The organism is Mycoplasma cottewii, from assembly GCF_024918975.1.
Classification (GTDB): domain Bacteria; phylum Bacillota_I; class Bacilli_A; order Mycoplasmatales; family Mycoplasmataceae; genus Mycoplasma; species Mycoplasma cottewii.
Genome location: NZ_CP103424.1, coordinates 637,207 through 648,499 on the forward strand (window position 1 = coordinate 637,207; position 11,293 = coordinate 648,499).

At 24.0% G+C, this 11,293-nt stretch carries 10 protein-coding genes; 7 read left to right on the top strand and 3 right to left on the bottom strand.

What is annotated here, in order from left to right:
* Positions 1-32: 32 nt before the first annotated feature.
* The 6 genes from NX779_RS02705 to NX779_RS02730 all read left to right on the top strand — a co-directional run bounded on the left by NX779_RS02705 (position 33) and on the right by NX779_RS02730 (position 6,852).
* A complete protein-coding gene (locus NX779_RS02705; RefSeq protein ID WP_259429892.1) occupies positions 33-1,877 on the top strand; it encodes a P68 family surface lipoprotein in 1,845 nt (614 codons plus the stop codon).
* Between the two features lie 133 nt (positions 1,878-2,010).
* Positions 2,011-3,333, top strand: coding sequence for a hypothetical protein (locus NX779_RS02710; RefSeq protein ID WP_259429893.1), 1,323 nt, complete (start codon positions 2,011-2,013; stop codon positions 3,331-3,333).
* A 78-nt stretch (positions 3,334-3,411) separates the two neighbouring features.
* Positions 3,412-3,705 carry a preprotein translocase subunit SecG gene (gene secG / locus NX779_RS02715; RefSeq protein ID WP_259429894.1) on the top strand — a complete coding sequence of 98 codons (294 nt, stop codon included), beginning with the start codon at positions 3,412-3,414 and terminating at the stop codon, positions 3,703-3,705.
* Between the two features lie 35 nt (positions 3,706-3,740).
* The gene (gene rnr, locus NX779_RS02720) at positions 3,741-5,855 is read left to right on the top strand and encodes a ribonuclease R (RefSeq protein WP_259429895.1); all 2,115 of its coding nucleotides are present in this window, start codon (positions 3,741-3,743) and stop codon (positions 5,853-5,855) included.
* A gap of 17 nt (positions 5,856-5,872) precedes the next feature.
* Entirely contained in the window at positions 5,873-6,319 is a 447-nt protein-coding gene (gene smpB, locus NX779_RS02725; RefSeq protein ID WP_259429896.1) for an SsrA-binding protein SmpB, read from the top strand.
* A complete protein-coding gene (locus tag NX779_RS02730) occupies positions 6,319-6,852 on the top strand; it encodes a hypothetical protein (RefSeq protein ID WP_259429897.1) in 534 nt (177 codons plus the stop codon). The genes smpB and NX779_RS02730 overlap by 1 nt, the downstream gene beginning before the upstream one ends.
* Before the next feature lie 42 nt (positions 6,853-6,894).
* On the opposite strand, the gene NX779_RS02735 is transcribed toward NX779_RS02730, so the two are convergent.
* From NX779_RS02735 to NX779_RS02745, 3 genes are all read right to left on the bottom strand, one after another.
* Positions 6,895-9,300 (bottom strand): MAG6410 family transglutaminase-related lipoprotein, encoded by a 2,406-nt coding sequence (locus tag NX779_RS02735; protein ID WP_259429898.1) that lies wholly within the window; start codon positions 9,298-9,300, stop codon positions 6,895-6,897.
* 129 nt (positions 9,301-9,429) lie between these two features.
* Positions 9,430-9,744 carry a hypothetical protein gene (locus NX779_RS02740; RefSeq protein WP_259429899.1) on the bottom strand — a complete coding sequence of 105 codons (315 nt, stop codon included), beginning with the start codon at positions 9,742-9,744 and terminating at the stop codon, positions 9,430-9,432.
* A 121-nt stretch (positions 9,745-9,865) separates the two neighbouring features.
* On the bottom strand, positions 9,866-10,654 hold the full coding sequence (locus tag NX779_RS02745; protein WP_310795083.1) for a Fic family protein: 789 nt from the start codon (positions 10,652-10,654) through the stop codon (positions 9,866-9,868).
* Positions 10,655-10,682: 28 nt separating this feature from the next.
* On the opposite strand from NX779_RS02745, the gene NX779_RS02750 reads away from it, so the two are divergent.
* Positions 10,683-10,886, top strand: coding sequence for a hypothetical protein (locus tag NX779_RS02750; RefSeq protein ID WP_259429900.1), 204 nt, complete (start codon positions 10,683-10,685; stop codon positions 10,884-10,886).
* The last annotated feature ends 407 nt before the right edge of the window (positions 10,887-11,293 follow it).

Consider the following 11,293-nt stretch of genomic DNA (forward strand, 5'->3'; position numbering starts at 1 on the left):
TTAAATTTAAGTATAAAAAGGAGAGTGAGTAAATGAAAAAATTATTATTAGGATTAAGTTCATTATTTATCAGTTCATCAGGTGCTATAAGTGTTGTTTCTTGTTATAACCAACAACCTACAAGTATAGTTTTTCAAGCAGCTCAAGGTCAAGCGTTTCCATTGGCTACTGCTTTAAAACCATTTGTTAAATACTACAATGAAACATTCAAAGATACTGAAGATTTTATGAAAGTAAAACTTCAATTCCAAGATGATTATGTTGTTGATGGTGAAAAAATTCAAGGTCATAAGTCATTTAGTGAGTTTGGCTTAATTAAAGATGCTAAATCTAATATTGAATCAGGAGATTTTAAAAAAGTTCCAAATATTATTTTAGGAGCTCAATCAGGAGCTTATGTAATCAATCAAGAAGGAAGATTATTAGATCTATCTGACAAAGGAATTACAAAAAATTTATTCTTTGATAAAATTGCAAATCTACACTCAGTTTTAGCTGGTCAAGGACAAACAGACAAGATCTTTAATATTCCGTTTGATAATGCCGATGTTGATTCAGCTGTTTTCAACTTAAGATTATTAAATAAAATGTTTGAAATAATTCAACGAGGTGGAGGAACTGTAACTGGAGAATCTGAAGTTATTAAAAAAGCTTTAGCTATTGAAACTAAAGAAATTCCTACAACTTCAATTTGAGCATATGTTGATCTTAAAACTACACAAGAAAATCCAAAACCTTTTGAGGGTTATACAGTTGATGATGAAACATTTAAAACATTAGATGGTATTAGAGAACTTGCAAAGAAATTTTCTGAAAATATCGAAATAAAAAATGAAGAAAAAATAACAACCTCTACACTATCTGGTGAAGTGTTATCAATCGATTATCAAGATCAAGCATTCTTAAAAGAATTACACACTAAAATTGAAGATGAGAAAAAAGCAGCCTTTCAATTAGATGAAAATAAAAAAGTTAAATATAACTTAATTGAAGATGATGATGTTAAATCAAAATTCAAATCACTTTGAGAGAGTTATTCAGATACATATAAAACTGTATTTAGAAAAGAAATTAAAGAAAAAGGTGCAGTTTCAACAAAAGCATTCCACTCTATTAAATACATGAAAAATGGTAAAGAAGAGTGAGGATCATGAGAAATTCTTAAATTCCAAAGTGCAGTAAGCTTTGCAGCTTCAGTTGGAGCTTATCAAAATAAAATTACTAGATTTTCAAAAAATCACCCTTACTTAGGAAAAGTTGAAAAAGGTCAAGAAGCATCATTCTACAAAAACAATGCAAGTGAAAAAGATGTATTAATGACTACTCAAGTAATTAAAAGTAAAGGTTCAAAATATAGTATTTTTAACGAAGGTGGTTCAAGTATAATACCAGTTGCTTCAAAACATGATAAAGTAAATAAAGCTACAAAAAAATTCTTAGAATGACTATATAAAGGTAATAATAAAATAGGATTAACTGAAGAAAATAACTGATTTACTCTTGCTAAAACTTCAGGATATGTAATGCCTTTAAAAGATGTTGTTTCAAAAGATCAACAAACTAAATTCAAACAAATGATTTCTGATTTAGAAGCAAAAATCAAAGATAAAACAAACCAACAATTAACAGATGATGATGCAACTGCAAAATTACATTTTGAATTAAACATGTTAAGATCTGCATCAATTTCACTTGATTCATTGTTAAAATTAAATGATGAAAACACAATTGCTAAAGCGATGGTAACTGATGATAAATCAGCTCAAATGGTAGCTGAAATCAACTCTGGATTATTTGTTCAAGCTAGAGATGAAAAACATCAATCTAAAACATTTGATCAATTACTACAAACTTTAAATACAATTAAACAACAATAATAAAGTTTCAATTAAACACTCTATTATTATCAAGATTTTGTTATTTAAAATCTTGATTTTTTTATCTAATTTTAATCACTCTTGTTTTTAACTTATATAATTAATAAATAAAAGTATTTAAGGAAGTTTTAGCATGAATAAAAAATTATTATTATCTAGTTTAGTTTTTATTGCTCCATTAAGCACAATCTTTTTAACAAATAATATCAAGCCTAACAATAACAATAACAATGTTATTTTAAAAAGTGAAAGTAAAACATTAGATATAAATCAAGTTATTACAAATACAGGAAACAACGATAATCAAAAAGGATTTGAAATTAAAGATAATACAATTGCTTCTATTCAAAAAGCTGTAATTGATGGTAATTCAGCTAATAAAGATAAGTTATTTTGACATGATCTAGAATTTGATCAAATAACTGAACAAACTGCACGTATAAAAGTAAAAACAGGAAGTACTAGATATAAAGAAGGAAAAGTAACAATCAACATTAAACCTGAAAAATTAATTGATTCTAGTTTAAAAATTGATATTGATGGAATAGATGAGAAATTTAAAAATCTAAAAGTTCAATTAGATGATAAAAAGATTGATAGTCAATGAGTTTCATATAGTTATTCATCAAAAAATATTAAATTAAAAATTCAAGAAGTTAATAAAGAAGATAGTTTTAAAGCAACATTATTTGCTTTAGATGAAAATTGAAAATCAAAAGGTGAAGGTATTGAAATAAATGAATCAGGTTTAGAACTATCTCCAACTAATAATTTATCAGCTTATCAAGGACGTTATTTAGTTCAAATGTCATTTACTTTACACACTTCAAATTTAGTAAAAACAAATGAAATTTATTTACAAGTAAGTTCTGATGAAAATGTTAAACCGTTAAAAGATTTTAATGAAAGTAAAAATGGACAATTAATTATTGATGCAGCAAAACAAAACGGTTATAAAAACTGAAATAATGATGAATTTAAAAATATAAATCTTCAAAGATTAAATGCTTTAACTTTAAATGAATTTGCTAATTGAAACAATTATCAATTTCCTATTGATTTAATTGATTTTAGTAATGTTGAAGTTTTAAAAAGTAAAACATTTTTTAAACTTTACAGCAATCAAGAAATAAATGATCATCAAAGTAAAGTTAAAGATCAAATTAAAAACAAATTATCACAATTAAGACCTGGTGTTAAAGAAGATACTGACTACACAATAGAATTTATTAGAGACAAAACAATATCAGCTATTAAAGTAGAAATTAAAGCAACAAAAAATTCTACTCATTTAAAAGGTGAAACTAAATTTGTAGTAATTCAAGCTAAAAATAGAACCTTAAGTAAAGTATCTAAAGCGTTTATAGTAGGAGTATCAAGTTCGGCAGCAATTTTATTTATTGCGATAGTTGTTGGTACAACATTCTTTATTAAAAAACATTATTCTAAAAAATAATAAGAACATATATTAATTATTACTTTGTTTTTAGTATGTTTTTAATATATCATTATATTAGTTATGCGAGGTGAATTTATGTTATCGTTTCTAGTTTCAGCAGATACTATGGAAATTGGTAGAAAAATAATATTAGCTTTTGAAATATTAGCTATGATAATTTCAATAATAATGATTTTTGTTGGTTTAATTCAAAATAAACAATCTCAAACTGGACTTAGTGCTTTAAACGGGGGTAATGAAGAATTATTTTCTAACTCAAAAGAACGTGGTTTAGATAAAACATTATCTATGTGAATGTTAAGTTTAGGGATTATATTTTTCATACTAGCTTTAACAATTTGTATTATCACAAACACTATGCTTGTATAGTGTTTCTTTTTTATTATTAATAGATAGGAGAAATTATGGAATCTAAAATTATAGAGATATTAAAAAAACATAATCATAAAATTATGTTAGATAAATTATTATCTAAATTTAAAACAATTGATCATGTTGATGTTAAAAACAGTTTAGATAATTTAGTTGAAGAAAATAAAATAGCAATTTCAAATTCTAATCACATCTATTTAATAGATGATAAGTATAAACAAGGTATTTTAAAATTGAATCCAAAAGGATTCGGTTTTGTTAATGACTTATTAAATGAAGATCAAGAAGATTATTTTGTTGCACCTGTTGATTTAAATGGTTGTTTTGGAACTGATCAAGTTGTTTATACAGTTGTTGATGATCAAGATAATAGAACTAAAGCTGTTATTTGTGAACTAATAAAAAGAGAAAAAATCTTTTTAATTGGTGAAATAGTTAGATCATATGATAAAAAATTCTTAGATTTTATTCCTACTGATAAATCATTTGATAATTTTAGATTTGTAATTTTAAATAAAGCTGAATTTAAATATGAAGAATATCAATTAATTAAAGCAAAAATCATTAATGTTAAAGATAGAAAAATCTTTATCAGACTACAAAAAGTAGTTGGTGATATTAGAAAAGCAAGTGATAGAATTATTGCTATTGCTGAAGAATTTGAAATTAAAACTGAATTCAATCACAATACTTTAAAAGATGCTGAACTAGTAAACATACCAGTTGATAAACAAACTGATGAATTAAAAAAACGTCAAAAAAATTCTTTAGTTGATAAGATGATAGTAACAATCGATGGAATTGATTCTAAAGATTTAGATGATGCTATTTGTGTTGAAAAATTAGATAATGGTCACTATAAACTTTATGTCGCTATTGCTGATGTTAGTTATTATGTTAAACCTAAAACTAGTTTAGATAACGAAGCTTTATTTAGAGGTAATTCAACTTATTTAGCTAATAAAGTAATACCTATGCTTCCAAAAGTATTATCTGATGATTTATGTTCATTAAATCCAAACACTAAAAAATTCGCTATGGCTTGTGAAATGGAATTTGATAGTAACGGAATTATGTTGACTAAGAAAGTTTATGAAACAGTTATTATTTCTAAATTTAGATTAAACTATAAAGAAGTTAATGAGTACTTTGAAAATAAAACTTGAAATCATGATGTTGAAAGTAAACAAATGATTGATAATGCTTATGAACTTTATAAAAAAATTGAAGCATATAAAGTTAAAAGAGGAACAATTAATTTTGAAGTAAGAGAACCTAAAATCATTATGGATAAAGATTCTAAAGTTATTGATATTACAGCAAGAACAACAGGAGAATCTGAAAAATTAATAGAACAATTTATGGTAAGTGCTAATGAAGCGGTTGCTGAGTTAATTTATGAAAAAGAACTACCTTTTATTTACAGAAATCACGGAAAACCAGATGAACAAGAATTAATTACTTGATATCAATCTTTAAAATCATTTGGAATCGATCCAAAACTAACTCCACTTGAAATGTTAGATCCAAAAAATATAAACCGTACTTTAAATCAAATTGAAAAACAAATTAAAGATCCAGTAGAAGTAGAATTATTAAATATTTCACTATTAAAATACATGGATAAAGCTAAGTATGGATTAGAAAATATTGGTCATTTTGGATTATCTAGTGAATGTTATACACACTTTACTTCTCCAATCAGACGTTATAGCGATTTAATGGTTCATCGTTATTTAAAACAATATCTTTTAGAAAAAGATACTAGAAAATTTGTTTTAGAATCTAATCAAAACTTTATTACAAAAGCATGCAACATTATTAATGAAACTGAAACAACTAGTGTTGATTGTGAAAGAGAAGTTATTAAAGCATGTATGGCTGAATTTATGGCAGATAAAGTTAATTCAACATACACTGGAACTATTGCTGCGGTTCTAAAATTTGGAATGTTTGTTCAATTAGATAATATGGTTGAAGGTTTAGTTCATATTTCTAATATGGATGACAATTTAGTTTATGATGAAGAAAATAAAATACTAATTAAACCTGATAATACTTATTATAGAATGGGTCAAAAAGTTAAAGTTAAATTAATTAATGCTGATGTTAAAAAAAGAGCTATTGATTTTGTTTTAGTACAATAATAAAAAGAGGTGATCAAATGGGTGAACATTTAATTACTAAAAATAAAAAAGCTTATTTTAATTATGAAATTATTCAAACTTATGAAGCAGGAATGGTACTAACTGGTCCTGAAGTTAAATCAATTAGAAATCATGATGTTTCTATTAATGAATCTTTTATAATTATTAGAAAACAAGAAGCTTATATTTTAAACATGAATGTTAAAAAATATGAGTTTTCTAATTATATTAAAGGATTAGAACCTTTAAGAACAAGAAAATTATTGTTACATAAAAAAGAAATTATTAGAATGTTAAATAGAGTAAAACAAGAAAATTTAACTATTATTCCAACTAAACTTTACTTTAAACGTGATTATATTAAGTTAGAAATTGCTTTAGCTAAAGGAAAGAAAAAATACGATAAAAGAGAAGCTATCAAAAAAAGAGACGCAGAAAGAAAAGAATTAAGAGGTTATAAATAATGTTTTTATTAACTGAAACAAATAATGTAAATAAAGCATCTACTAATATGCCAGTATGATTGATAGTTATTATTTTTATTTTAGGAATAATTGGTGTTATTGTAGCTTTATGAGGAGCAAAATCAGGTTTTTCTTGAAGAGAAATTTTAAATGCTAAAAACAAAGATTCTAATAAAGTTAAAAGAATTCTAAGTACAAGAAAAACTTATAACTGAATCGAAGTTAGTGAAGCTGAAGAATCTGGATTAATGATTATTGGAGTATCATTTAAAAATGCAGTTTATTCTCCTGATTCAATTCCAGTATTACTTTTAAAATCTTTAGATTTTTCAAAAAGTATTTGAGATTTTAAAAAAGATTTAGAAACTAAGAAAAACTATAAAAAGTTTTTTGAATATATGCAAAAAATGAACTTTAAAAAAGAAGATATCATTTTTATTGTTATAGATAAAGCTGAAAGCGTTGAAGAACTAGATCACTCTTTTAATAGTTGATTATCAATAGTTAATGCTAAATCAACTGGACTAAATTAAAATCAAGATCGGAAATGATCTTGATTTTTTTAATATGTAATTTTAAGCAATAGTAACAAATACTGATTCTGAAGCAAATACAAGATCTTTAGTTTTGTATCTAACTTCATAAGTTGAACCTTTTTTCAAATTAGTTATTTTATTTTTATTTATAGCTTTTCATGAACTGGTATTTTTTTCTCTATATTCCATAGAATCATTAACTCCAACAATAGAGTTATTAAATACTTTTAATTGATTGTCTGATAAACTCAATCTAGAAAATTCAATTGTTTTAGTTTCGGCAATTAAATCGTTTTTACTTTTTACAAATAATTTTCCTTGTTGAGCAGGTAGTTCAATAATAAGATCTTTTTTAACATCACTTCATTTTGAATATTCAAAACTATATTGCAAGTCTTTATCATCACTTATTAATTGAACTTTTTTATCATCAATTATTTTTGCTTTAATGTTAGGTAAATTTTGTTTAGTTAAATTAAATTCAACTAATAAATCTTTTGAAATATTAAATTTATAATCTTTTCTTTTTACTGATTCAAGTTTTACTTTTACATTACCAAATGAATTAAAATGGTGTAAGTTTAAAATATATGATTTACCTTTTTGTTCTACATTTTTAATTAATGCATTTGTTATATTGAAGTTTTTAGCATTTAAGCCATCTACTTGTTGATCAAATTCAACTTCAATAGAGTTTTTATCATCTATTTTTTTGATATTCACAACGTCAACTTCTTTAAATTGGTGATCTGGTGTTTTAGGAGTTTGAGGGAAAGAATATCTAAAAACATAAAATGAACCTATAGAAGAAAGTTGTTTTGATTCATAATCAAAATTTCCTCTTTCTTTAACTGCATTATGAACAACACTGAAATCTGGTTTTTTGTTTTTATTAGCATCACCATTTGGAATATAAATAGTAAAACTATCTATTTTTTTAGTTTCTACATTATAGTTGTTATCGATAAATCCGATAAAATCTTCTTTTGTACTAACAAAATTTTTAGAAAGTAAGTTTCTTAAATGAGCATCTTTATTATCATTGTTACGAGTAAATCTATCAGTTAAAGAAAAATCATCATCAGTATTTAAAAAGTAAATAAACTCTGTTTCTTGTTGACCTTTATTTTTATCAACTCTATCTGATGTAGCATCGACATAATATCATTTATTATCAATTTGAACTTGGTTTCATGCGTGTTTTGCTCCATTTTCTCTTGTAGATTCTCCTTCAACAAATTTACAAGGAATATCAAGTTCTTCTAATAACATTTTTAACCCTTTAGCATAACCAGTACATACTGTTTTTCTTCCGATCAATGCTGTATGAGCATTTTGATTTTCGAATAAATTTCTTTTATCAAAATCGTATTCAACATTTTTAGTTATTCATTTATAAGCTTGTTTTAAACGTTCTAAAGTAGGTAATTCTCTTCAATTGTGTTGATCAACTATTTTTTTAGCTTCTTGCATTGCAAGATTGTTTTTATGTTGTAAATCACTATAAGCTTTATGTAAAACTTTAACATTAGCTGAAAATAAATAACCTTTGTACTCAGCATATATTTTAGCTTGAGTGGCTTCTTGAGCACTTAATCTATCTGGATCAGTATTATCTTTTCATTGAATTTCTCCACCACTTAATAAATTAAAAGTAACTTCTTTATCATTATTTTGATTAACCTCAAAAACTTTGTCATAAGGAACCAATGTTCTTTGATATCATTTAATTTCAGAATTTGAAATTTCTGATCCATTTTTATTCATAAGTTTTAATGAAACACTTTTATTATCGTGTTCATCTAAAATAATTTCACTTTTATCTAAATGAAAATCACTATGTGAGTAGAAATTAGAAGGTAAGTCTCTATTTAAGATCATTTTTTCTATGTTTGTCTTAGAATTTTTTATCTCTTTAAAATTATCAATAGTTTGTTTGAAATAAACGTTATTTAATTCATTTAAATCTGAAATTTTACTTAGATCAATAACTTTGTTTGGATTCGGATCAGAAGAAGATTCGTCATTCGAATTATCATTTGATTCATCTGGCTTTGTTTCTTCATTTGGTGTTGGATCTACATTAGAGTTTTCGTCATCTGTTCTGTTATCATTACCTGGATTAATGTTTGAATCACCATCTTTATCAGAATTGGGTTCTTGATTTTCATCAGATCTATCTGATTGATCGTTATCATTTGGAGTCGGATTTACGTTGTTATTTTCATCATCTGTTTTAGGTTCATTACCATTTTGATTGTTTGAGTCATCTCTGCTTTGATCACTGTTATTAGCTTCACCATCTGATTTAGAATCATCATCTTTTTTAGTTTCATCATTTACTTTTTGATTATTTGAAACAGTACAACTAACAATACTAGTTGTTAGAATTGATGATGAGCTTACAGTTAATAATGTTGATAATAATTTTAATAATCTATTCATTTTATCTTCCTTTTAAATATTTACAAAAAATATTATATTACTATTTAAATTAAAAACATAAAAAAATCTTGTTATTTAACTTTAAAAAAATAAAAATCTTGGATTTCCAAGATTTTTAAAATCCAAGATTTAGTTTGATTTAATATAGTAGTTATTTGATCATTTTTCAGCGAATGTACCTTTTTTCATAATAATTCTAAAAAGATCAATAATAGCTCCTATAACAGTTGCGTGAATTAAAATTGATAGTAATGAAAAGATAAATAAACTAAACATTTTATTTGGATTACTATATGTTGTATCAAGTGCTCTCATTGCTAAATTAGGTTTTCCTTTAATAAAAGCAATTATTAAAAAAATTAAATAAATTCCACCTGTAACTGCAACTAATAATGTTGTTAAAAAACCTATTGCTACTCTTCTTCAAAATCCAATTATTTTCATAAATTCTCCTTTAACTTTTATAATTTTATTTTGTATAAATCGTTGAAAAAAAATATTCATTTTTTATTAAAATGAGAGTAGGACAAATAATTGCCAGGTCTTTTTTAAGTTCAATTATTATCTAAATATCTAAAGCATAATAAATTGTATTTTTACCAGAATTTTTTGTTGCTATTTTATTTTCTTTAACAAGAGTTGACAAACATTGTTCAACAGAACTAACACTTATTGAAACACATAAATCTACAATATCTTGTTTAGTAAAACTTCCTAGTTTAGTTTTAACAGCGTTAACAACTATTTTCATAGCTGATGATTCATTATTTATATTAGATAGATTGTTTAATTGTTCATAACTTAACAATATTATTTTTAAAAAGTATTTTATAAAAAATAATTTATCTTCATTATTATCTATTCAATTTTGGCTTGATAATGCTAAACTATCATAATATTCTTTTAAGTTTTTATATATCATTTCATCAATTGAAATATATCTAGCAATATCAATATCATTTTGTAATAACAATAAAGTTGTTAACACTCTACTAACTCTACCATTACCATCATTAAATGGGTGAATACATAAAAAATCATGTATAAAAATAGGAATCAATAATAATGGATCTATTGAATTATTATATTTATTAAATTCATCACAAATTTGTTTGATAGCTGTTGGAGTTTGAAAAGGTTCTAAAGGAGTGAATATTATTTCTTTAGTGTAAGTATTTTCATCAATTTTGGTTATTTTTTGTATATGATTTTGAGTTTTTTTAAATTTAGATAAATGAAAAAAGTTAGTAAGTTTAAGCATTTCTTTATGAATGTTTAATATATTATTTTTTGTTAGTGTAATAGCAAATTGATCATTTAAAATAATTTCTAAAAGGTTTTTATAACCTAATATTTATGTAATATATTAATAAGGAGTAGACATGAAATCAAAAGAAAGCATTATTAATGATTTAAAAAATAATTTATCTAATAATTTAGATTTAGTTAATAAAAAAGAATTTAATGATTTAGTTAATCTGTTTTTTGATGATGAAGAAATTATTGATCTATTAGTTGTAGGAATAGAAAATAAAGCTTGATTATTAACATTAACTAATAAAAGATTATTTTTTGTAAAAACATAATTTATATAATAACGTAATTAAACAATACGGTTTAGAACAATTAAAAGATCTTAGATTAACTGATTCAGCTCAATTTGCAAGTTTATCTTTTATATTTGATAATGATTTTATTAAAGTTGAAAATACAACTTTAAATGAAGCTAAATTAATAGGAAAAAAAATAGCTCAATCAAATATTAATTGATTAGATGAAATTAATAATATGGTTAAGTAATAGAAAATAAAAAGTGTCTGCAAATGAATTTAAGATTGTTCCACTATATTGACTAAAAAAGTGTGATTATTAAAATCACACTTTTTAAATTTATTATCTTGTATATCTAGTTCTAATTTAGAAAAATCAATTTTAACGTTAGGTTTTTTTATTTAATTAGTTCGATTATTTTTTCTCTAGTTTTATATGCCTA